The organism is Sphingomonas sp. BK580 (assembly GCF_014194975.1).
In the GTDB taxonomy this organism is placed as follows: Bacteria; Pseudomonadota; Alphaproteobacteria; order Sphingomonadales; family Sphingomonadaceae; genus Sphingomonas.
The window spans coordinates 477961-499792 of sequence record NZ_JACIAY010000001.1 but is presented as its reverse complement, the minus strand read 5'-3'; the positions used below and the strand labels follow the sequence as shown (position 1 = coordinate 499792).

General features: G+C 71.3%; 18 protein-coding genes. 11 read left to right on the top strand and 7 right to left on the bottom strand.

What is annotated here, in order from left to right; all coding sequences use genetic code 11:
- Positions 1-16: 16 nt before the first annotated feature.
- Genes FHY05_RS02335 through FHY05_RS02320 form a run of 4 tightly spaced genes read left to right on the top strand, consistent with a single transcriptional unit; the run spans position 17 to position 5302 of the window.
- Positions 17-1261, top strand: a complete 1245-nt coding sequence (locus tag FHY05_RS02335) for an iron-containing alcohol dehydrogenase (protein ID WP_183942777.1) — start codon at positions 17-19, stop codon at positions 1259-1261.
- Positions 1262-1278: 17 nt separating this feature from the next.
- A complete protein-coding gene (locus tag FHY05_RS02330; RefSeq protein WP_260181088.1) occupies positions 1279-2745 on the top strand; it encodes an NAD-dependent succinate-semialdehyde dehydrogenase in 1467 nt (488 codons plus the stop codon).
- A complete protein-coding gene (locus tag FHY05_RS02325; protein ID WP_183942775.1) occupies positions 2742-4853 on the top strand; it encodes a PQQ-binding-like beta-propeller repeat protein in 2112 nt (703 codons plus the stop codon). Before FHY05_RS02330 ends, FHY05_RS02325 begins: the two co-directional genes overlap by 4 nt.
- Positions 4853-5302 carry a c-type cytochrome gene (locus FHY05_RS02320; RefSeq protein ID WP_260181087.1) on the top strand — a complete coding sequence of 150 codons (450 nt, stop codon included), beginning with the start codon at positions 4853-4855 and terminating at the stop codon, positions 5300-5302. Before FHY05_RS02325 ends, FHY05_RS02320 begins: the two co-directional genes overlap by 1 nt.
- Before the next feature lie 46 nt (positions 5303-5348).
- Here FHY05_RS02320 and FHY05_RS02315 read toward each other — a convergent pair whose 3' ends face one another.
- Both FHY05_RS02315 and FHY05_RS02310 read right to left on the bottom strand, forming a co-directional pair.
- The gene (locus FHY05_RS02315; RefSeq protein WP_183942774.1) at positions 5349-6125 is read right to left on the bottom strand and encodes an enoyl-CoA hydratase; all 777 of its coding nucleotides are present in this window, start codon (positions 6123-6125) and stop codon (positions 5349-5351) included.
- Positions 6122-7309, bottom strand: a complete 1188-nt coding sequence (locus FHY05_RS02310; RefSeq protein WP_183942773.1) for a CaiB/BaiF CoA-transferase family protein — start codon at positions 7307-7309, stop codon at positions 6122-6124. Before FHY05_RS02310 ends, FHY05_RS02315 begins: the two co-directional genes overlap by 4 nt.
- Positions 7310-7466: 157 nt before the next feature.
- Between FHY05_RS02310 and FHY05_RS02305 the strand changes: the two genes are divergently transcribed.
- Complete coding sequence (locus FHY05_RS02305; RefSeq protein WP_311732346.1) at positions 7467-9389, top strand: PQQ-binding-like beta-propeller repeat protein; 1923 nt, start codon at positions 7467-7469, stop codon at positions 9387-9389.
- An 11-nt stretch (positions 9390-9400) separates the two neighbouring features.
- Complete coding sequence (locus FHY05_RS02300) at positions 9401-9742, top strand: hypothetical protein (RefSeq protein ID WP_260181085.1); 342 nt, start codon at positions 9401-9403, stop codon at positions 9740-9742.
- A gap of 141 nt (positions 9743-9883) precedes the next feature.
- On the opposite strand, the gene FHY05_RS02295 is transcribed toward FHY05_RS02300, so the two are convergent.
- From FHY05_RS02295 to FHY05_RS02285, 3 genes are read right to left on the bottom strand one after another with little or no spacing between them, the layout of a single operon-like run.
- Complete coding sequence (locus FHY05_RS02295; protein WP_183942772.1) at positions 9884-10882, bottom strand: SMP-30/gluconolactonase/LRE family protein; 999 nt, start codon at positions 10880-10882, stop codon at positions 9884-9886.
- 2 nt (positions 10883-10884) lie between these two features.
- The gene (locus FHY05_RS02290) at positions 10885-11301 is read right to left on the bottom strand and encodes a hypothetical protein (RefSeq protein WP_183942771.1); all 417 of its coding nucleotides are present in this window, start codon (positions 11299-11301) and stop codon (positions 10885-10887) included.
- Positions 11302-11320: 19 nt separating this feature from the next.
- Positions 11321-12214 (bottom strand): cupin domain-containing protein, encoded by an 894-nt coding sequence (locus tag FHY05_RS02285; RefSeq protein ID WP_311732345.1) that lies wholly within the window; start codon positions 12212-12214, stop codon positions 11321-11323.
- A 117-nt stretch (positions 12215-12331) separates the two neighbouring features.
- On the opposite strand from FHY05_RS02285, the gene FHY05_RS02280 reads away from it, so the two are divergent.
- The 3 genes from FHY05_RS02280 to FHY05_RS02270 are packed head-to-tail and all read left to right on the top strand — an operon-like array spanning position 12332 to position 14791.
- A complete protein-coding gene (locus FHY05_RS02280; protein WP_183942769.1) occupies positions 12332-13645 on the top strand; it encodes an MFS transporter in 1314 nt (437 codons plus the stop codon).
- Between the two features lie 26 nt (positions 13646-13671).
- Positions 13672-14631: a cupin domain-containing protein gene (locus tag FHY05_RS02275; RefSeq protein WP_183942768.1), complete on the top strand. Its 960-nt coding sequence runs from the start codon at positions 13672-13674 to the stop codon at positions 14629-14631.
- Positions 14618-14791, top strand: a complete 174-nt coding sequence (locus tag FHY05_RS02270; RefSeq protein ID WP_183942767.1) for a hypothetical protein — start codon at positions 14618-14620, stop codon at positions 14789-14791. Before FHY05_RS02275 ends, FHY05_RS02270 begins: the two co-directional genes overlap by 14 nt.
- A 37-nt stretch (positions 14792-14828) precedes the next feature.
- Here the strand turns inward: FHY05_RS02270 and FHY05_RS02265 are convergent, their stop codons facing one another.
- The gene (locus FHY05_RS02265; RefSeq protein WP_183942766.1) at positions 14829-15563 is read right to left on the bottom strand and encodes an SDR family oxidoreductase; all 735 of its coding nucleotides are present in this window, start codon (positions 15561-15563) and stop codon (positions 14829-14831) included.
- Positions 15564-15692: 129 nt separating this feature from the next.
- Between FHY05_RS02265 and FHY05_RS02260 the strand changes: the two genes are divergently transcribed.
- A complete protein-coding gene (locus FHY05_RS02260; protein ID WP_183942765.1) occupies positions 15693-16007 on the top strand; it encodes a helix-turn-helix transcriptional regulator in 315 nt (104 codons plus the stop codon).
- 127 nt (positions 16008-16134) lie between these two features.
- On the opposite strand, the gene FHY05_RS02255 is transcribed toward FHY05_RS02260, so the two are convergent.
- Entirely contained in the window at positions 16135-19200 is a 3066-nt protein-coding gene (locus tag FHY05_RS02255; protein WP_183942764.1) for a glycosyl hydrolase family 28-related protein, read from the bottom strand.
- A gap of 300 nt (positions 19201-19500) precedes the next feature.
- Here FHY05_RS02255 and FHY05_RS02250 point away from each other — a divergent pair, with 300 nt between their 5' ends.
- Complete coding sequence (locus tag FHY05_RS02250; protein ID WP_183942763.1) at positions 19501-21819, top strand: TonB-dependent receptor; 2319 nt, start codon at positions 19501-19503, stop codon at positions 21817-21819.
- Positions 21820-21832: the final 13 nt, after the last annotated feature.

Genomic DNA, 21832 nt, shown 5'->3' with positions numbered 1-21832 from the left:
TCCTGGAGACACTTAGATGACGTCCGACCCGACCGCGCCCGCCCTGTTCGGCGCGGCGCGCCTGCCGCGCTCCATCCTCTTCGGGCGCGGCCAGCGTGCCGCGCTCGGCTCGGCCGCCGCGCGGCTCGGCAAGCGCGCCTTGCTCTGCACCGACGAGCGCCAGGCGGCGCAGCCCGAGTTTGCCGCGATGCTCGCCGACCTCGCCGCGCACGATGTCGAGACGCGCGTGTTCGACGGCACCGTGCCCGACCTGCCGCTGCGTTCGATCGACGCGTGCGTCGCGGCGGCGAGCGGCTTCGACGCGGACGTGGTGATCGGCGTCGGCGGGGGCAGCTCGCTCGACCTCGCCAAGGTGGCCGCGGTGCTGCTCACGCATGGCGGGAGCGTGCGCGACTATTACGGCGAGTTCGCGGTGCCCGGGCCGGTGATGCCGCTGGTCGCCGTCCCGACCACCTCGGGCACCGGCTCAGAGGCGACGCCGGTAGCGGTGGTCGCCGACGAGGAGCGCGGCGCCAAGGTGGGCATCGCCAGCCCGCACCTGATCGCGCAGGTGGCGATCTGCGACCCCGAGCTGACCGTCACCTGCCCGCCCGCGCTCACCGCCTTCTCCGGCGCCGACGCGCTGACCCACGCGGTGGAGGCCTATACGACGCTGGCGCGCCCGATCGACGCGATGCTGACCGAGCAGCACGTCTTCGTCGGCAAGAACGTGCTCTCCGACCATTTCGCCAGGCTCGCGGTGACCAACGTGTTCCGCTACCTTGAGCGTGCGGTGGTCGACGGCAGCGACATCGAGGCGCGCGAGGGCGTGATGCTCGCCGCGCTCGCGGCGGGCTGCGCCTTCGGCACGGCCGGCACCGCGGCGGCGCACGCGCTGCAATATCCCGTCGGCAACCTCACGCACACCGCGCACGGGCAGGGCGTGGCGACGCTGCTGCCCTATGTCATGCAGTTCAACCGCCCCGCCTGCGCCGACGGCTTCGCCGAGCTCGCCGAGCTGGTCGGGATCGCGGGCGCGACGCCGGCGGAGCGCGCGCAGGCGTTCATCGACGCGGTCGACGCCTTGTTCCAGCGCATCGCCATCCCGCGCTCGCTCGCCGACCTGGGGCTGCGCCCCGAGCAGCAGGACCATGTCGCCGAATATTCGCTCAACGCGGCGCGGCTGATCAAGAACAACCCGCGGCCGCTCGATCTCGCCGCGATGCAGACCATCACGCGCGCCGCCTTCGCCGGCGACCGCGCCACGCTCCTCCACGCCTGATGCACGGGACGCCACCGATGACCAGCTACACCCCGCCCGGCGACGGCCCGTTCGCCATCCCCACCGGCCTGCTGATCGGCGAGCGCTGGACCGCCGCCGCGAGCGGCGCGACCATCGCCGTCGACGATCCCGCCACCGGCGCGACGCTCACCGAGGTCGCCGACGCCGCGGTGGAGGAGGGGATCGCCGCGGTCGACGCCGCCGCCGCCGCCGCGGCGGACTGGGCCGCGACCGCCCCGCGCAAGCGCGCCGACGTGCTGCTCGCCTGTTTCCACGCGATGATGGCGCAGCAGGAGTGGCTGGCGCAGCTGATCTCGCTCGAGAACGGCAAGGCGCTGACCGACGCGCGCGGCGAGGTGGCCTATGCCGCCGAGTTCTTCCGCTGGTACGCCGAGGAAGCGGTGCGGATCCCGGGCGAGCTGGGGATCTCGCCGGCGGGCGGCAACCGCATCATGGTGCAGTACCAGCCGATCGGCGTGGCGCTGCTGATCACGCCGTGGAACTTCCCCGCCGCGATGGCGACGCGCAAGATCGCCCCGGCGCTGGCGGCAGGGTGCACCTGCATCCTCAAGCCCGCCGCGGAGACGCCGCTGACCGCGCTCGCGGTGGCCGAGATCATGCGTCGCGCCGGCGTGCCCGCGGGCGTCGTCAACGTCGTCACCACCAGCCAGCCCGGTCCGGTATGCAGCGCGATTCTGCACGACCCGCGCGTGCGCAAGCTCTCCTTCACCGGGTCGACGCAGGTCGGCCGCGTGCTGCTGCGCGAGGCGGCGGACCAGGTGGTCAGCTCGTCGATGGAGCTCGGCGGCAACGCGCCCTTCGTGGTGTTCGACGATGCCGACCTCGACGCCGCGATCGAGGGCGCGATGGTCGCCAAGATGCGCAACGCGGGCGAGGCCTGCACCGCCGCCAACCGCTTCTACGTCCAGCGCGGCATCCACGACGCGTTCGTCGCGAAGCTGGTCGAGCGGATGGGCGCGCTGAAGGTCGGCGCCGGCACCGATCCCGCCACCCAGTGCGGCGCGATGATCAACCGCAAGGCGGTCGACAAGATCGAGCGGCTCGTCACCGACGCGGTCGCCAAGGGCGCACGCGTCGAACTGGGCGGCCAGACTCCCGGCGGCGACGGCTATTTCTACCCGCCCTCGGTGATCGCGGACGTCAAGCCGGGCTCCGAGATCCTGCGCGAGGAAGTGTTCGGCCCCGTCGCCGCGGTGACCGCGTTCGACACCGCCGACGAGGCGGTCGCGCTCGCCAACGACACCGAATACGGGCTCGCCGCCTACGTCTATTCGGGCGACCTCAAGCGTGCGCTGGCGGTGGCCGAGCGGATCGAATGCGGCATGGTGGCGGTCAACCGCGGGCTGGTGTCGGACGCCGCGGCACCGTTCGGCGGCATGAAGCAGAGCGGGCTCGGGCGCGAGGGATCACACCACGGCCTGCTCGAATATTGCGAGGCGAAATACATCGCGGTGACGTGGTGAGCGCGCCCGGTCTCACCCGCCGCCGCCTGCTGGCGGGCACCGCCGCCTCGGCGCTGATCCTCGCGATCGACCCGGCGGCGCTGGCGGCGCCGATGCAGGACGCCGACGCGCCAGCGCCCGACACCGAGTGGCGCAGCTACGCCGCCGACAAGGCGAACACGCGCTACTCGCCGCTCGACCAGATCAACGCCGACAATTTCAACGACCTCGAGATCGCCTGGAGCGTCAAGACCGACGTGTTCGGCGCGCGCAAGGAGTATCAGTTCGAGCCGACCCCGCTGCTGGTGAAGGGGCGGCTGTTCCTTCCGGCCGGCTCGCGCCGCGACTGCGTCGCGCTCGACGCCGCGACCGGCGAGCTGCTGTGGATGCACCGGGTCGACGAGGGCCAGCGCGCGCTCAACTCGCCGCGCCAGCTCTCCGGCCACGGCGTGTCCTACTGGACCGACGGCAAGGTCGAGCGGATCCTGTATGTCACCATCGGCTACCAGCTGGTCTCACTCGACGCCAACACCGGCATTCCTGACCCTGATTTCGGCACCAACGGCATCGTCGACCTCAAGAAGGACTTCGACCAGGAGCTCGACGTCGACACCGCCGACGTCGGCCTTCACGCCACGCCGATGGTGGCGCGCGACACGGTGGTGGTCGGCGCGGCGCATACCGCTGGCGACGTGCCGGCGGTGCGCAAGAACGTGAAGGGCTATATCCGCGGCTTTGACGTGCGCACCGGCAAGCGCAAGTGGATCTTCCACACCATCCCGCGCAAGGGCGAGTTCGGCTACGATACCTGGCTCAACGGCGACGCCGACGAGGCGGGCAACGGCGGCGCCTGGGCCGAGATGTCGGCGGACGAGGAGCTCGGGCTCGTCTACGTCCCGGTCGAGCTGCCGACCGGCGACGAGATGGGCATGTTCCGCCGCGGCAACGCCTTGTTCGGTGAGTCGCTGGTGGCGCTCGATCTCGAGACCGGGCAGCGCCGCTGGCACTATCAGTTCGTCCACCACGGCCTGTGGGACCGCGACGTGCCCTGCGCGCCGATCCTGTGCGACATCCCGGTCGACGGCCGCACCGTCAAGGCGCTGGCCCAACCGACCAAGCAGGCGTTCCTGTACGTGTTCGACCGCGAGACGGGGAAGCCGATCTGGCCGATCGTCGAGCGCAAGGTCGAGCGCGGCGACGTGCCGGGCGAATGGTACAGCCCGACCCAGCCGGTCCCGTCCAAGCCGCCCGCCTATGATCTCCAGGGCGTGAGCGAGGACGACCTCATCGACTTCACGCCGGCGCTGCGCGCCAAGGCGATCGAGTTCGTGAAGTCGTACAAGATCGGTCCGCTCTTCACGCCGCCGACGGTGAGCAAGCCGGGCCGCTGGGGCACGATCTCGGCCCCGGGCGTCCAGGGCGGGACCAATTGGCCGGGCGGTTGCTACGACCCCGAGACGCACATGGTCTACGTCTATTCCAAGACGCAGCCGTCGCTGATGGGGATCGTGCCCAATGCGGATCCCAAGGTGTCGGAGTTCCCGCAGGTGCACGGCGTCGCCGGCCGCGAGGCGCGTGCGATGCCGGCGATGGGCTCGGGCGGGCCGAGAATGCGCAACATAGAGGCGCCCCCCGCGGCAGCCCCCGCGGGTGGCAAGCCCGCCGGCGCCTCCAAGGGACCGCCGCCCGGCTTCCTCGCCGTCGATGGCCTGCCGCTGCTCAAGCCGCCCTACGGCCGGATCACCGCGATCGACCTGAGCAAGGGCGACCTCGCCTGGCAGGTCGCGCACGGCGAGACGCCCGACAACGTGCGCAACCATCCCGCGCTCAAGGGGCTCAAGATCCCGCGCACCGGCCGCGCCGGCAACCTCGGGCCGCTGGTGACCAAGACGCTGGTGATCTGCGGCGAGGCGGGCTTCTACACCAACGAATACGGCCTCCGCGGCGCGATGCTGCGCGCCTATGACAAGGCCACGGGTGAGGAGAAGGGCGCGGTGTACATGACCGCGCCGCAGAGCGGATCGCCGATGACCTATCGCTTGAAAGGGCGCCAATATATCGTCGTCGCCACGGGCGGCGGCAATGCCAGCGCGGAGCTGGTGGCCTACCGACTACCGGGAGTAGCGTGATGATGGAGCGGACGACGCGATACGGCCTCTGGGCGCTCGGCGCGGCCGCGCTGACGCTCGGCAGCGCGGTGGTGGTGCGCGCGCAGGGCGGCCAGCGCGACGTGTGGAACGGCGTCTACACCGCCGAGCAGGCCGCGCGCGGCAAGGTCGCCTATGCCGAGAATTGCGCCGCCTGCCACGGCGACACGCTCGCCGGGATCGACGTCGCGCCGGCCCTGGTCGGGGGCGGTTTCCTCAACAACTGGAACGGCACCTCGGCGGGCGACCTGTTCTCCCGCATCAAGACGACGATGCCGCTGAGCGCGCCCGGCAGCCTACCCGCCAAGACCGTCGCCGACATCCAGGCCTATATCTTCGAGGTCAACGGCTTCCCCGCCGGCAAGCTGCCGCTGCCGCCGAGCCAGCCGATGGCGGCCGGGATCATGATCGCGCCCAAGCCGGTGGGGTAGGGGGACCTGAACTCCTCCCCGGCACGGGGAGAATTCAAGGTCGCCCTCACTCCCCCGTCCACGCCGGCACGCGCCTGGTCTTCGCCAGAAAGTCCGCCACCCCGCGACGGAAGTCCGCGCTGCCGTACACCTGCGCGATCAGCGGCTCGATCGCGGGCAGGCCATCGAAGGTCATCCGCCGCAGCGTCTCCTTCGTCGCGCGCGTCGTCAGCGGCGCGTTCTCCGCGGCGCGTGCGCACAAGGCCGCCACCTCGGCGTCGAGCGCGTCGCGCTCGACCACCTTCAGCAGGAAGCCGCTCGCGCGCAGTTCCTCCGCCCCCACGATCTCGCCGAGCAGGACCATCCGCCGTGCCACGGAGACCCCCACCGCGCCGCCGATCCGCGCCACGCTCGCCGCCGAGAGGCAGTTGCCGATCGTGCGCCCGATCGGCGAGCCGAAGCGCGCGTCCGGCGTGGCGAGACGGAAATCGCAGGCCGAGCTGATGTTGAGCCCGCCGCCGACCGCCCAGCCCTCCACCACCGCGATCGTCGTGCAGGGAATCGCGTCGACCGCGCCCATGCACTCGTCGATCTCGCGCTCATAGGCGACGCCCTGCGCACCCTCGGCATAGTCGGCGAACTTGGTGATGTCGGTGCCCGAGATGAACGCCTTCCCGCCGGTGCCGCGGAAGGTGACCACCCGCACGCTCGGATCGTCGGCGACCGCGCGCGCGGCGTCGCGCAGCGCCAGCCACATCGCGCCGGTGAGCGCGTTGTGCGCGGCCGGGTTGTCGAAGCGGACGTGGACAGCTGGACCGTCGCGCGAGACGACGACGCCGCTCACGCCGCCGCCTCGGTCGCGGCGGGGAGCAGCCCGCGCTCGACCAGCTCGCGGCGGATCGCGGCGTCATGCTCGTTGAGCAGGGGCGGGGGCAGGCGCACCTCCTGCGGCGTGCCGCGCATCTTGACCGGGAAGCCGAGCGCGCGGAACTCGCCCTCGACCGGATGCGGCACCTGCATCACCATGTCGCGCGCGACCGCCTGCTCGCTCGCGACCGCCTCGCCGTAGTCGAGGATCGGCGCGGCGGGGACGCCGGCGGCGAGCAGCGCGTCGATCCAGTCCTGGCTGGCGCGAGTCACGAAGGTCGGCGCCAGCTCCTCGATCAGCACCTCGCGGTTCGCCACGCGCGCCGCGTTGGTGGCGTAGCGCTCGTCGTCCTGCAGCTCGGGCCGGCCGATCACCTGGAGCAGCTTGAGCCACAGGCCCTGGTTGGCGGCACCGATCACGAACCAATCATCCGACGCGCGCACCGCCTGATAGGGCGCCGACATGCGGTTGGCCGAGCCGATCGGCGTCGGCGCACGGCCGGTGCCCCAATATTCGGTCGTCTCCCAGATCGAGAGCCCCATCGCGGCCTCGAGCAGCGACGCGTCGATATACTGCCCCTGGCCCGATGTCTGGCGGCCGATCACCGCGCTGAGGATGCCGTACACCGAGAAGAGCCCCGCGCCGAGGTCCGCCACCGCGATCGAGTTCTTGGCCGGCTCCATGCCGGGGAAGCCGTTCGAGCTGAGCACGCCCGACATCGCCTGCGCGATCAGGTCGAAGCCGGGGCGCTGCGCCCACGGCCCGGTCTGGCCGAAGCCCGAGATGCTGGCGTAGATCAGCCGCGGGTTGAGCGCGGCGAGCGTGTCATAGTCGATGCCGAGCCGCTGCGCGACGCCGGGGCGCGCGTTCTCCACGACGATATCGGCGGTCTGCACCAGCGCGTAGAGCACCGCGCGGTCGCCCTCGTCCTTGAGGTCGAGCGTGATGCTGCGCTTGTTGCGGTTGAGCGCGAGGAAGCCCGGGCTGTCCTCGCCCTTGAGCCGGAAGCCCATCGAGTGGCGGGTCGAATCGCCGGTGCGCGGCGGCTCGATCTTGATCACGTCCGCGCCCATGTCGCCGAGCAGCATGCAGCAGAATGGCCCCGCCATGACCTGCGAGATATCGAGCACTCTCAGGCCCTTCAGCGGTAGGTCCGGCATGTATGTCTCCTCTCGTGGCGCGCGTGGGCCGTATCTCGGCCTATGGCACAGATCATATTGTATAGGATCGTGCAGCTTGCTAGCACCGTTGAAATGACAGGACAACGTTGCGGCCATCGCGGGTGGAACGCAACGTCGCCGAACAGGAGAGTGACGCGTGGCGAGCAGGACCAGGCAGCAGAGGTGGCGCGTGTCCTGGGCGGGCACGATGGTGGTCGCCGCGGTCGCGCTCGCGCCGGCCGCCGCGGTCGCGGCGCCGGCCAAGGGCGACTGGCAGGGCTATGGCCGCGACGAGAGCCACGCGCGCCACTCGCCGCTGACCGAGATCACGCCGGCGAACGTCGCCAGGCTGCGGCAGGTCTGGACCTACCACATGCGTCCGGCCGGCACGACCGGCGAGGCGATCCCGATGCCCGACAGCGTCCCCGCCAAGTTCCGCACCGGCTTCTCCGCCTCGGAGGCCACGCCGCTGGTGGTGAAGGGCGTGATGTACCTCGCCACGCCGTACAAGCGCGTGGTCGCGCTCGATGCCGCGACGGGAGCCGAGCGCTGGGTCTTCCAGCTGCCCGGGAACGACCAGGCATCGACCCGCGGTGTCGCCTACTGGCCAGGCGGGAAGGGGGCGGCCGCGCGGATCGTCTTCGGCACGCGCAGCGGCAAGCTGATCGCGCTCGACGCCGCGACCGGTCAGCCGGCCGCTGGCTTCGGCACCGGGGGTTCGGTCGACATGAAGACGCCCGAGGTGATGAACGGCACGCGCGCGCCGCTCGGCATGAGCAGTCCTCCGGCGATCTACCGCGACGTCATCATCACCGGGTCGCGCGTGCAGGAGATGCCCGTCAAGGGCGCCGCCGGCGACGTGCGCGGCTGGGACGCGCGCACCGGAAAATTGCTCTGGACCTTCCACACCATCCCGCAGCCGGGCGAACCGAACTTCGGCACCTGGGAGGGGGACAGCTGGCAGAAGCGCTCGGGCGTGAACGTCTGGACCTTCGTGCTCGTCGACGACAGGCGCGGCATCGCCTATCTGCCGATCGGCGCGCCGACGTTCGATCGCTGGGGCGGCGACCGCAAGGGTCAGAACCTCTACGGCAACTCGGTCGTCGCGGTGGAGGCGGCGACGGGCAAGTATCTCTGGCACTTCCAGACCGTGCACCACGACATCTGGGACGTCGACCTGCCCACCGCGACGTTGATCGAGGTGCGCCGCGGCGGCCGGACGATCCCGGCGATCGCGGTGATGAACAAGACCGCGACGCTGTTCATCCTCGACCGCGTCACCGGCAAACCGCTGTACGACGTGCGCGAGGTGCCGGTGCCGACCGACACCGACGTGCCCGGCGAGCAGCCCTGGCCGACCCAGCCGATGCCGGTCACGCCGCCCCCACTGGCGCGCACCAGCTACGCCACTTCCGACCTGATCGACGGTCCGCCCGCGCACCGCGCCGCCTGCGAGAAGCTGGTCGCCGACCTGACGATCGCGCCGAGCCGGCCGTTCCAGCCGCTGCGCGCCGACAGCGCGGTCAACTTCTTCCCCGGCAGCCTCGGCGGAGTCGACTGGGGCGGGGGCGCGTTCGATCCGAAGAGCGGCCTGTACGTGATCAACGTCAACAATCTGGCCAGCCCGCAGCAGCTCGCGCGCCAGCCCGACGGCAGCTGGGGCATGAAGGCCGGCTACGCCTATTTCCAGGACGCCGAGACCGGCAACCCGTGCCAGAAGGGGCCGTGGGGCGAGCTGGTCGCGGTGAACGTCGACACCGGCGCCGTGGCATGGCGCAAGGTGCTGGGCAAGAACGACGATCCCGCCTTCGCCGCGAACGGCGTGATCAGCGCGGGCGGTCCGATCACCACGGCGAGCGGGCTGACCTTCATCGGCGCGACGCGCGACGCCACGATCCGCGCCTTCGAGACGAAAAGCGGTGCGCTGCTGTGGTCCGCGCCGCTCCCTGCCTCGAACTACGGCACGCCGATGACCTACCAGGCCGCCGACGGCCGCCAGATGGTCGCCGCGGTGGCGACCGGCGGCTTCGCCTTCCAACCCGCGACCAGCGACCAGGTGGTCGCCTTCGCCGTTCGCTGAGGACCCCAGCCATGACGCGCATCGACCCGATCGTCCGCCTCGCCGCCGGCTGCGCGGTCTTCGCCGGTAGCGCGCTGCTCGGCGCGGTGGCGCTGGCCGCGCAGCAGCCCGCCCCCTCCGCTGCTGCGCCGGCGCCCGGGCCCGGGCTCGACCTGATCAACGAGCGCTGCGGCTTCTGCCACACCACCAACCAGGTCTTCACCGCGCACAAGACCGCCGCCGAGTGGCCCGCGCTGGTGCAGTCGATGATCGATCGCGGTGCCGAGCTCTCGCCGGAGGAGCAGAAGGCGGTGAGCGACTATCTCGTCGCCAACGTCGCGACGGACAGGAAGGCCGGCGCCACGGGGCAATGAGCGGGATTGTGTAGGGGCGCCGCCCCCGGCCGCCGCTGCGCGCTCGGCCCCGATAGCGGCGTCATCCTGGGCTTGGTCTCAGGATGACGCCGAGGCGGGGCATGGGCGCGCGACGGGCAGCGATTGCCCGACCGTCGGCCGCTACCGCGCGTAGCGCGGCCGCACTCCCGCCACCACCGTCCGCAGCCGGTACACGCTCGTCGAGGCAGTGATGTACAGCGTGTGCCCGTCGCCGGCGAAGGCGAGGTTGGCGGCGACCTCGGGCAGCACGATCTGGCCGAGCACCGTCCCCGCGGGCGAGATCACGCGGATGCCACCCGGCCCGGTCGCCCAGACGTTGCCGCGGCGATCGACCTTGAGCCCGTCCGCACCGCCGGCACCGCCCGCGGGAAAGCTGATCAGCACGCGCCGCCCCGACAACGCCCCGCCGCGCCCCACGTCGTAGGCGTAGATCACGCCCGGCGGACCATAATCGGTGACGTACAAGGTACGCCCGTCGGGCGAGAAGCCGATGCCGTTGGGCAGCTTCAGATCGGTGATGGCCGGGGTCAGCGTGCCGCCGGCGTAGCGGAACACCGCGTTGTACGGCAGCTGCTTGGCGGGATCGCTGTCCATGCCGTTGTACAGGCCGAAGGGCGGATCGGTGAACCACAGCGCACCGTCGGGGGCGAAGACGAGATCGTTGGGGCTGTTGAGCCGCTTGCCACGATAGTCGGCGATCACCGGCGTGACGCGGCGGTCGGCGCCGACGCGCACGATACGGCGCGCCCCCATCTGCGCCATCAGCACGCTGCCGTCACGGTCGGGCGCCATGCCGTTGGGTCCGATGCTCTTGCCCGCGGGCGGGTTGGGGAGGCCGCCGGCGTTGGCGATCAGCTCCTCGACGCGGCCGGACGGGTCGACGGCGCGCAATTTGTCGCCGCTGACGTCGGAGAACCACAGCCGCCCGTCGTGCCACAGCGGGCCCTCGGTGAAGCCGAAGCCGGTCGCGACTCGCTCGACTGTCGTGCCCGGCGCGATCAGCGAGTCGAGCGCCGGATCGAGCCGCTCGACCCGCGGGCCCGTCTCCTGCGCGGCGACGGGGGCGTGCAAAGCGAGCGGCGCGAGCAGCGCGGCGGCGAGCAGGGGAGCGGTCCGCATGCTCACACCGCGTCGGTCAGCAGGACGAGATAGTCGCGGTTGAGCACGGTACGCTCGATCAGCGGCCAATTGCGCTGGTGCACGTCCGAGCGGATCCACGCCTGGCGCTGCTCCTCGCTCTCATAGGTCAGCTGGAAGCGGTAGTTCACCCCGGGCGAGGGAGCGGGCTGGCCCTGGATGACCGTGCGGAGCTTCAGCATCTTGAGGTCGATGAAGCCGCGACCGCGGAAGCTCTGCGCCGCGGGCAGGAAATGCTGGTGGAAGGCGTCGAGCATCTCCTGCTCGCGCGCCGGATCGACCGCGAGGTCGCAGTAGAGCACGATCGGCTTGCGCCTCGGCGCGGCGGCACGCGCGGCGCCGGGGAAGGTCGAGCCGGCACCTAGCGCGGCGATCAGGTGCAGGAGCGAGCGGCGTTGCATCGGCAGGTCCTTTCGACGGTCAGCGTGGGGGAAGTGAAGCGGCGTACTCGGCCTTGGCGGCGAGATCGCGCGCGACCCCGACCACCAACAGCTCGAGCGGCGCGGCGCCGGTGGCGCGCAGCGTGCGCGCGGCGCCGACCTCGACCGGGAGCGCGTCGCCGGTGCGCAGCGGCGCGCGCTCGCCCGCGACCTGCGCCTCGCCCGCGCCCGCGATGACATAGACCATCTCGCTGATACCCGGCGCGGCGACGCCGTCCAGCGCGGCGCCGGCGGGCACCAGCACATGGTCGACGAAGGCCCATGGCGTGGTGAAGACCTCCGGCCCGAGCAGCCGGCGCGTTCGCACGTTGCCCTGCGGCCTGAGCTTGTCGCGGTCGAACGTCACTGCGGCGAACTGCGCGACGCGGTCGAGCGGCGCGCCCTCCCGGGAGTCGCCGAGATCGAGATTGTCGTAGCGCTTGGTTTGGCCGACGTTGATGTTGAGCCACTGCACCGGCCGGTCGGACGCGTTGTACAGCGCGTGCGCGTGGCCCATGCGGTCGGGCACCGCCACCGGTCCCGCCAGCGCGGCGGTGCGACCGTCGACGGTGAACTGCGCCTCGCCGTCGAGGATGACGAACATCTCCTCGCACTGGTGGTGGAAATGCTGCCCGATCCCGCTGTGCGGCGGGATCACGCCGCGGTGGACGAAGATCAGGTTGGTGGAGAGCGCGTCGGCGCCGAGCAGCGGCGCGAAGGCCATGGTTCCTGCACCGTCGTGTACCTTGGCGAGCTGGCGGTAGCGGGCCGGGTCGGTGTGGCCGATACGCGCTGCCAGGGGCCGCGGCGCGGGCGCCTGTCGCGCGGTCGCGGTCGCGGCCCATGCCAGCGTGAGCAGCGCCGCGCCGCGCGCGAGCGATCCGATCGCTTCCACCCTCTCTCTCCTTGCTCGTGCCGAACTGCGCCGGGCTTTACGCACGCTTACAACGGCTCTACATAGAATCATATAGGATATAATGCGGCGTCCAGCCGCGCGTCCGGGAGAGCGGTGATGGCGGGAGCGGGGCGGAGCAACGTCCGGGTGCGACTGGTGGCGATGCTGTTCGTCATCAGCGCGATCGCCTTCCTCGATCGCACCAACATCTCGGTCGCCGGCGTGCAGATGCGGCAGGACTATGCGATCGATCAGATCCGGCTCGGCTGGGTCTTCAGCGCCTTCCTGATCGGCTATGCCGCGTTCCAGGTGCCGGCGGGGTGGCTCGCCGCGCGGATCGGGCCGCGCCGGCTGCTGACGCTCGCACTGCTGTGGTGGGGCGTGTTCAGCGTCGCCACCGCCTGGGTGCCGCCCGGCAGCGCGCACGCCGTCACGCTGCTGATGCTGGTCCGCTTCGGGCTCGGCATCGGCGAGGCGGCAGTCTATCCGTCGGGCAACCAGTTCGTCTCGCGCTGGGTGCCGGCGCAGGAGCGCGGCAAGGCCAATGGCCTGATCTTCGCGGGCGTGGGCGCGGGATCGGGACTGACTCCGCCGCTGATCAGCGCGGTGGTCGCTTACGGCGGCTGGCGCGCGTCCTTCTATGTCTGCGCGCTGATCGGCCTGATCGCGGCGATCGTGTGGTTCACGGTCGCGCGCGATCGGCCGCAGGAGCATCCAGCGGTGAACGCGGCCGAGCTGGCGCACATCGGGACGGGCCTGCCCGACTCGCCCGACGGCACCGCCGGACCGATCCCGTGGCGCGCGATCCTGGCGAGTCGCGCGGTGTGGGGGCTGTTCCTGAGCTATTTCGCCTTCGGCTACGTCATCTGGATCTTCTTCAGCTGGTTCTTCATCTATCTCGCCGAGGCGCGCGGGCTCGATCTGAAATCGAGCGCGCTGTTCGGCATGGCGCCGTTCCTGGCGATGACGCTCGGCTGCCTCGCCGGCGGGGTGGTCAACGACGCGGTGTCGCGCCGGCACGGCCTCTACTGGGGGCGCTCGGGGCTGGCGATGCTGTCCTTCGCGCTGACCGCCTTGTTCCTGCTGGTCGGCTCGCAGGTCGACAGCGCGCCGCTCGCGGTGCTGACGCTCGCGCTCGGCGGCGGCGCGATCTACCTGTCGCAGAGCTCCTTCTGGTCGGTCACCGCGGACATCGCGGGGCGCCACACCGGCGTGGTCTCGGGGCTGATGAACGTCGGCTGCCAGATCGGCGGCGCGCTGACCGCGTCACTGACGCCGTGGATCGCCGCGCGCTACGGCTGGGCGGCGGCGTTCGGCACCGGCGCGGGCGTGGTGATCCTCGGCGTCGCCGCCTGGGCGATCGTCGACCCGCGCCGGCTGATCGGCGCCGAGCGTCCGCCGAGCCATGATCCCGCGGTCGCCGCGGCATAGTGACACAACAGAGGAGGGGAGCGACCATGATCCACCTGACCCGACGCCGCGCGCGCGTCGCCGCGGCGGCCGGCGCTGCACTGCTGCTCACCGCGCAGGCGCCGCGCCCGACGCCGCCCGCGCCGGTCGAGATGTGGGTGCCCAAGAAGACGCCTTATGCCGCCTATGACTCGCCCAACCGCCCCTGGTGGAAGCTCGCCGACGTGCTCGCGCTGCACAAGGGGGCGACCGACTGGTCGCAGCCGATCGTGCGCAACCGCGACATCGTGGCCGACTGGCACCAGCAGGCGCCGCGCAAGCGCACCGCCGAGGTCGCTTACTCGGACAACCGGACCGCGATCATCGTCTGGGGTGGGCAGCTCCGTGTCATCATCGCGGGTCAGCCGCCGTTCGTCGCGGGCAAGGGGTTCGAGATCGACGTGCCGCTCCGCGTTCCCTTCACGCTGGAGACGGTCGGCGACCAGCCCGCTTTGTGGTTCGAGATCCACGCGGCGGCCGACATGCCGCTGTACCCGGTGACGAGCACGACGGAGCGGCCGCGCGACCGCGCCGGCTTCCGCTACGAGCGCCGGCTGGTGTCGGGCGGGGCCGGGGCACCCGACGCGGACAACCCGCTCTACCTCGACTATTACAAGGACGTGGTGCAGGCGAACGCGCGCCCGACGGCCTTCATCGCCGCGCAGCACCTGTTCGTGAACAACATCCGCGGCCGCGCCACGCCGACCCCGCCGCCCTCCAACCTCGGCCATTTCCACGTCGGCTACGACGAGTTCTGGTTCGTCATGGAGGGCAATATCGACCTGCAGATCGAGGGCGAGCCGCTGATCAAGGCGGCGGCGCCCGGCGACGTGCTGATCGCCAAACAGGGCCGCTGGCACCGCGCCAGCTTCGGCGGGCCGGAGGGACAGATGGGGACGCGCGTGGCGGTCAATCCCTATCCGTCGGGGTTGCACGGCTATAGCGTCGAGTCGCGTGGGCGGCAGTGACCCCGGCGCGCGCCGTGCCGATCGGCGCCCGGCCGATCGGCCCGACCGGGGACACGCGCTCGAACAGCACAGGATCGAGCCGGTCGGGCTGCTCGGGATCCCCGACCTGCGCCGCCGCCAGCCGTCGATCGGCGGCCATCACGCCGCGTCGCGGCGATGACGACCGACCCCGTCCAGCGAAGGGCCGGCCGAGCGCCTTACGCGGTCGCACCGCCGTCGATGTTGAGCGTTGTACCGGTGATATAGCTCGCATCCGGGCCGGCGAGGAAGGCGACCGCGCCTGCGATCTCCTCGACCTTGCCGTAGCGGCCCAGCGGGATGGCACCCAATACGTGTCCCGCGAATTCGCTGTCGGCCGGGTTCATGTCGGTGTCGATCGGGCCCGGCTGAACCGTGTTCACCAGGATGTTGCGGGAGGCGAGATCCTTGGCCCAGCCGCGGGCCAGCGCCGCCACCGCCGCCTTGGTGGCGCTGTAGACCGTGGTCGCGGGGAAGGCCATCTCACCCGAGATGCTGCCGATCAGGATGATCCGGCCGCCATCGTTCAGGTGCGGCAGTGCCGCGCGCGTGCCGACGTGCAGTCCCTTCACGTTGACGCCGAACTGGCGATCGTAGGTATCGTCGGTATCCTCGGCGACGGTCGAGAACTCGGCGACACCGGCGTTATGGACCAGGATGTCGATCGCGCCGAGTGCCGCGGCGGCCTGTTCGACGCCGGCGCGCTGCGACGCCGGATCCGCGGCGTCGGCCTGAAAGGCGAAAGCGGTGCCGCCCGCGCCCTCGATCGCCGCTACGGTGGCGTCGGCCGCGGCCTTGTTGCCCGCGTAGGTGACCGCGACCGTCGCGCCGTCGGCCGCCAGCCGCTTGGCGATCGCCGCGCCGATGCCGCGCGACCCGCCCGTGACGAGCGCCTTCTTACCCTGCAGTGACATGTGTGTTCTCCAATCCTGGCCCGCGATCACGGCATCGTGCGCTGTCAGCACGCCGCGAGATGGGGGAACACTTCAATAGTTCAATATACCCGAACTGTTATATCTTCCGCCTCGGCCTATATCGGTCACATGCCTCGCTTCACCCATCCCCGACTGGAGGACGTGCCGCTCGACCTGGCCCTCCACGCGCTGGCGGATCCCAATCGGCTGAGCATGGTCGCGCGGCTTGCCGAGACCGAGCGGCTCAGCTGCGCCGGCGCGGCGCCATGCGAGTCCATCCCGAAGAGCACGCTGTCCAACCACCTGAAGCTGCTGCGCGCCGCGGGGTTGATCGAGACGACGCAGGTCGGGCGTGAGATGATCAACACCTTGCGCCGCGACGAGTTCGACCGGCGCTTCCCGGGCTTGCTCGGCGCGGTGCTCGCCAATCGCGCGGTTCAATGATCCGCCGATCGCGCGAGCCTGGCCAGATCGTCCCGGGTCGGCGTCGGTGTTGCGGGACCGCGCGGCGGTTCGTGCAAGTGTCCGGGCGCCCCGGTGCGAACCGGCGGTCGCCGGGCGGGCGCGACGCTCAGATTCGCACGCGGTACAGCGAGTGGTGCGTCAGCACGTAGAGCGCGGCGCCGTCGCGGCTGAGCAGCAGCTGGAGCGGTCGCTCGGGCACGTCGATGCGGCCCAGCGCGGCACCGTCCGCGCCGTAGACGAACACCTGCCCGTTGGCGACGTACACGCGCCCGCGCGCGTCGGCGATCACGCTCTCGCCGCCGCGCTCGGCGAAGACGCGTAGGTCGGTCAGCGCGCCGTCGCCGCCGACGCGCGCGCTGTAGGTGCGCGCCTCGGAGGCGTTGCTGACATAGGTGCGTTCGCCGACACGTGCCGCGACCAGGCCGTAGCTGTCGAGCGCGTGCGAGAAGCGCCGGGCGCGGAAATCGGGCGGACCCTGCTGAAAGACGCGCCACGCCGGCAGCGCGAGCGTGCCGTCAGGTGAGACCGCGGCGCGCGTCGGCGCGGTCGCGACGTCCTGCGCGAACAGCTGGCCCAGCGTGGCGAAGCGGTCGGTCGCCGGATCATATTGGTCGCGGAACTCGCCGTTGACCCACCAGGCGCTCGGCAGCAGCACGCGCGGCGTGCTCGCGGCGACGGGCGTGGGCGCGATCACGTCGAGCGCCAGCTCGCTCGTGCCGGGGCGGAAGGACGAGACGGTGCCGTCGCGTCCCGCCGCCGAAAGCACCAGCAGGTCGCCCGCGTCGTCGGCGGCGAGGCTGACCGCGTCGAGCGTGGTGTCGCGCTCGATGCCGAGCCCGCGCGCCGCCGACCAGCGGTAGATCCGCTGCTGGACGCGATCGACGAAATAGAGCGTGCCGTCGGGCGCGACCGTGCCGCCGCCCGCCGCGTCGAAGCCGCCGGCGAGCTTCTCCACCGCCCCGCCGGCGGCGGGCGCCGCCGCGGGCGCCGTGCGCGCCGTCACGTCGAAGGCGGCGAACTCGCGCTCGCGCACCTGCGCGCCGCCGCTCATGTCGACGATCGCGTTCTCGTACGGGAATCTGTTCGCGCGCAGGAAGGTGGCGCAGCCGTTCTCGTCGCACGTCGCCAGCCCGCTCTCGGCGTTGACGTGCATGTTGCGGAAGCGGATGTCGCGCGCGCCGTACAGCGTCACCGCCGCGGGGAGCGCCTTGGCGGTGCGGGTGACGCGATAGGCGTGGAGATTGGCGACGAGGAGATCGTGCGAGTCGCGGATCTCGAGCGCGACCGCGTCGCGGCTCTCGCCGCCCTCCTCCTCGGTCTGCGGCGCGATCAGCTCCCAGTTCGCGACGCGGTTCAGCGCGATCTCGACGCGGCCGTGATGCTCGGACGACATCTGGTACACGCGACCGGGCGTGGTCGTGTCGGAGACGTACAGCCCCGCCTGGGCGTAGGTGTTGGGCGTCCAGAGGCCGTTGAACGTGCCCCCGCCGCCGCGCGTCACCCACAGGCTGGGATATTGCGCGTCCCAGCGCTTGGCCGGATCGGCGTCGCCGGTGGCATTGGCGTTGTACGGGTTGAAGCGCACCCCGCCGGCGAGGTCGGTGCCGTGGCCGCCCTGGAACTTGACGTCGTCGACCAGCGAGCCCGCCCCCGCGGTCCATAGCAGGGCGGTGGCGCGCGGGTTGATCCCGCCGGTGGCGAGGCCGACGCCGCTGACGATCGCGTCGCCGCCGTCGGCACTCGCCAGCAGCGCTTTCGGCGCGCCGATGCCCTGATAGGCGGGGCTATTCTCGCGCAGCAGGATCTGGGTGAGATTGGGGTGGAGCGCGACCAGCACGCTGTCGCGCCGCAGCCGCAGCGTGTCGCTCACCACATAGCGGCCGGCGGGCAGGTAGACGGTGCGGTGCGCGTCGATCGCGTGCTGGAGCGCGGCGGTGTCGTCGCTGCGGTCGTCTCCCTTGGCACCGGCGTCGCGCGCGTTGAACCACTCGCGCGTCGCGGGCAGCGCGCGGATCGCGTCGGCGCGGCGCGGCGGCAGCGCGGCGAGCCGCTCGGCTGCCATCGTCGTGCGCGGCGTACCCATCGTGCCATAGCCGTCGACGGCGAGGCCGTGGCTGAAGCTGGCCACGCGATAGCTGGACCCGGCGCCGCGCCGCTCGGTGCCGCTGTCGCGGAAGCGCGCGAACACCGGGGTGCGGCGTGCCAGCGCGTTCTCGAACGTCACCTGCGTGTAGGCGTTGTTCTCGTTGGAGACGATCACGCCCGCGCGCGACACGTTCTCGAAGCGCACGTCCTGGCCGAACAGCCAGTCGCCGTAGCCGCGATCGATCTCGACGCCGACCGGCGTGTCGCGGAACGCCACGTTGACCAGCGTGAGCCCCGCCTCATGCTCGCGGATCGCGGCGTCGCGCTGGCCGGTGAAGGTCGAGTCGAGCAGGGTGAAGGGCCAGGCCGGCGAGGGCTTCTCGGCGAGGATGCCGTAGCGGCCGCCACGGAAGCGCAGGTCGCGCGCGACGTTGGCGACCTGGTACAGGCCCGCCAGCGCGGGGCCGAGGTCGAAGTCCATGTGGCTGAGGTAGGCGTGCTGCGCGGCGTGGAAGCGGATCGCCGCGGTCGCCGGGTTGCCCGCGCCGACCGCGACGTCGACGTTGCTGATGGCGGAGTAGAAGGTGCCGGGGTTGGCGTCGGCGATGGCGGGGTCGAACGGTACGCTGCCCGCGACGGGGAAGGGGATGCGGCGCGGCGGCGCGGCGCCGACGCGCCCGCCCTCGCTGCGCCCGCCCGCGCCCGAGCGGCGCGCGCCGGCGAAGACGATCATGTGCGCGACGCCCTTCTGAAATCCCGGCGTGTTCGCGCCGAGCGCGATCACCGGCCGTCGCGCGCCGATGCCGAACAAGCGCACGCCAGGCCACAGGAAGATCGTGCGCGTGATGCGGTAGCGGCCCTGCGGCAGGAACACGATCCCGCCGCCGCCCTGGTCCGCCGCGGCATCGATCGCCTGCTGGAGCGCGGCGCTATCGTCGGCATGGCCGTCGCCGACGCCGCGTACCGTCGTGGCCCGCGCGTCGATGGGCGCGGAGGCGAAGGCGGAGGGGCCGCCCGCCGGCGCCGCTGCGGCCGGTGCGGCGAGAAGCGCGACGAGAGGCGCGGCGAGCAGGCGGGATACAGACATGGCGTCGACCTCTTCTTGCCGCTTCCCGCGTCGGAGACGATCCGGCCCGCACACTGTAAGTAGCCGTAGCGGCGGGAGGAACTGCGACGAAGGTCGCATCCTGGCCCCGTGGTCGCTGCGGGATCGATGCCAGCGAGCGGGATCGCGGACCGTGCGGCGAACCCGAGACACGCGCGACGGCTCGCAGAAGGCAAACTTCCTCAAGCGCATAAAGCCTATTGCTCCGATCGGAGTTAGCAACGATGCTGGTGTCCGCTCGCCGCTCGGCGGAGCATCTCGCAGAGAGACAACAGGGGTATCATGCGACCGATCGGGCCCGCCGCGTTCCTTCTCGTCACGATCGCGGCGCCCACGCCGTCGCTCGCTCAGGTCGCGCGTCCTCCCGCTCCCCCAGCCGCGGCCGGCGAGGCTGCGACCACCACCGACGAGGCCGGCGACGTCGTCGTCACCGCGCTGCGACGCCAGTCGACGGTGCAGACCACGCCGATCGCGATCTCGGCGCTCGGCGAGACCCAGCTCTCGCGGCTAGGCGCCACCACGATCGCCGACGTGATCCGCCAGGTGCCTGGGCTGCAGCTGACCGAGAGCGACTCGGGCCGCACCCGAGTCTCGATCCGCGGCGTGCAGGCCTCGGGCGAGAGTACCGTCGGTCTCTACTACGGCGAGACGCCGCTCACCGGCCCTTCCGGCACCAACTCGGACCCGGCGGGCAATACGCCCAACCTCAACCTCTTCGACGTCGAGCGCGTCGAGGTGCTGCGCGGCCCGCAGGGCACGCTGTACGGTTCGGGTTCGATGGGCGGCACGCTGCGCGTGCTGTTCAACCAGCCGGACCCGACCACCTACGCCGGCACGGTCGAGCTCCAGGCGAGCAGTACGCGCGACGGCGGCGTCGGCTATGTCGCCAAGGGGGCGCTCAACGTGCCGATCGTCGCCGATCGGCTGGCGCTCCGCGTCGTCGGCTATCGCGAGCGTCAACCGGGCTTCGTCGACTATACACTGCTCGACCGCCGCGACACCAATCGGGCCACGCTGGAGGGCGGGCGCGCGATCCTCGCCTATACGCCCAGCAGCGCGGTGACGCTGACCGCGACCGCGCTGCTGCAGACGCAGGACATCGCCGGCACCTCGCAGTACAGTTCGGCGCTGGGTCCGTACCGCGCCGACTTCCAGATCTTCCAGCCCTGGCACGACAAGCTGCAGCTGTACAACGGCGTCGGCCGCTTCGACCTCGGCTTCGCGACGCTGACCGCGAGCGCCTCCTGGTATCGCTGGGACGTCGAGAGCACCAACGACAACAACGCCGCCTTCGCCAGCGTGGTCTCGGGCGCGCGCTGGTGCCCGCTCTACACCCGCGTCGCGCTGGGCGTGCCGGTCACCAGCTGCACCGCCGCGCAGCGCAGCGCCTATCAGGCCTATGCCCGCTCCAAGGCGCCGTTCGGCGCCTACCAGCCGCGCTACGTCCGCAACTTCATCCAGGAGGCGCGGCTCGGTTCGAACGGCGCCGGCCCGCTGACCTACACCGTGGGCCTGTTCCACGAGGATCGCTTCGACCGGGTCGACACCTTGCCCTTCGCGGGCGACCCGATCACTGGCGGCCAGCGCGACCCGGTGGACGATCTCGGCGGCCGCAACATCCTCACCAGCGTCGAGCAGACCGCCTTCTTCGGCGAACTCGGTTATCGCCTGTTCGCGCCGCTGACGCTCACCGTCGGGCTCCGTCACTTCGACTATACCAAGACGGTCGGCGGCGCGTATCTTGGCTACAACTTCACCAACGGCCAGGAACCGCGGGCCTATGAGGAGACGACCGCGAACGCGAAGGGCTGGGTGAAGAAGTTCAACGCCGAGCTGCAGCTGGCGCGCGACCTGCTGGTGTATGCCAATGCCGCGCAGGGCTTCCGGCCGGGCGGCGCCAACAACATCCCCAACCTGCCCGCGCAATATCTCGTCTACCGGCCCGACTCGCTGTGGAACTACGAGCTCGGGGCGAAGACTTCCTGGTTCGGCCGACGGCTGACGCTCAACCTGGCGGTCTACCGCACCGACTGGGACGAGGTGCAGACCAGCGTCTCGACCCTCCAGCAGGGCGGCGGCAACTTCAATTTCATCTACAATCTCGCCGGCGTGCGCGTCGAGGGAGTCGAGCTCGAGGCGAGCGCGCGCCCGCTGCGCCACCTCACGCTGAGCGGCAGCGTCAACTACAATGACGCGAAGCTGACCTCGGACCAGGTCGACTCAACGGGATTCATCACCGCGCCGGGGCGCTCGGGCGACGTGCTGACCTATGTCCCGCGCGCCACCGCCGCCGCCGGGATCGACTATGCCCCGCCGATCGACGACCGATTCAACGGGCTGTTCCGGCTGGACTATACCTATACCGGCCGGATGACGACCGAGCTGCGCGAGAGCAATGCCTTCTACCGGCGCATCGGCGACTATAGCATCGTCAACGCGCGCGTCGGGATCGAGGGGCGGGGCTTCGGCGCCTATGTCTTCGCCAGCAACCTGTTCAACGAGAACGGCCTCAACCGCGTCGCCTCGGCGACGGGAACGCCCGATTACTACGTCAGCACGCGCCCCCGCACGATCGGGGTCAACCTGCGCCAGAGCTTCTGATCCGTCCTTCCCG

Bases quoted from the DNA above. Each gene is read 5' to 3' on its own strand.
- FHY05_RS02255 (WP_183942764.1), bottom strand. From the start codon at position 19,200: ATGTCTGTATCCCGCCTGCTCGCCGCGCCTCTCGTCGCGCTTCTCGCC.
- FHY05_RS02280 (WP_183942769.1), top strand. From the start codon at position 12,332: ATGGCGGGAGCGGGGCGGAGCAACGTCCGGGTGCGACTGGTGGCGATG.
- FHY05_RS02300 (WP_260181085.1), top strand. From the start codon at position 9,401: ATGACGCGCATCGACCCGATCGTCCGCCTCGCCGCCGGCTGCGCGGTC.
- FHY05_RS02250 (WP_183942763.1), top strand. From the start codon at position 19,501: ATGCGACCGATCGGGCCCGCCGCGTTCCTTCTCGTCACGATCGCGGCG.
- FHY05_RS02265 (WP_183942766.1), bottom strand. From the start codon at position 15,563: ATGTCACTGCAGGGTAAGAAGGCGCTCGTCACGGGCGGGTCGCGCGGC.
- FHY05_RS02290 (WP_183942771.1), bottom strand. From the start codon at position 11,301: ATGCAACGCCGCTCGCTCCTGCACCTGATCGCCGCGCTAGGTGCCGGC.
- FHY05_RS02275 (WP_183942768.1), top strand. From the start codon at position 13,672: ATGATCCACCTGACCCGACGCCGCGCGCGCGTCGCCGCGGCGGCCGGC.
- FHY05_RS02330 (WP_260181088.1), top strand. From the start codon at position 1,279: ATGACCAGCTACACCCCGCCCGGCGACGGCCCGTTCGCCATCCCCACC.
- FHY05_RS02260 (WP_183942765.1), top strand. From the start codon at position 15,693: ATGCCTCGCTTCACCCATCCCCGACTGGAGGACGTGCCGCTCGACCTG.
- FHY05_RS02320 (WP_260181087.1), top strand. From the start codon at position 4,853: ATGATGGAGCGGACGACGCGATACGGCCTCTGGGCGCTCGGCGCGGCC.
- FHY05_RS02335 (WP_183942777.1), top strand. From the start codon at position 17: ATGACGTCCGACCCGACCGCGCCCGCCCTGTTCGGCGCGGCGCGCCTG.
- FHY05_RS02310 (WP_183942773.1), bottom strand. From the start codon at position 7,309: ATGCCGGACCTACCGCTGAAGGGCCTGAGAGTGCTCGATATCTCGCAG.
- FHY05_RS02295 (WP_183942772.1), bottom strand. From the start codon at position 10,882: ATGCGGACCGCTCCCCTGCTCGCCGCCGCGCTGCTCGCGCCGCTCGCT.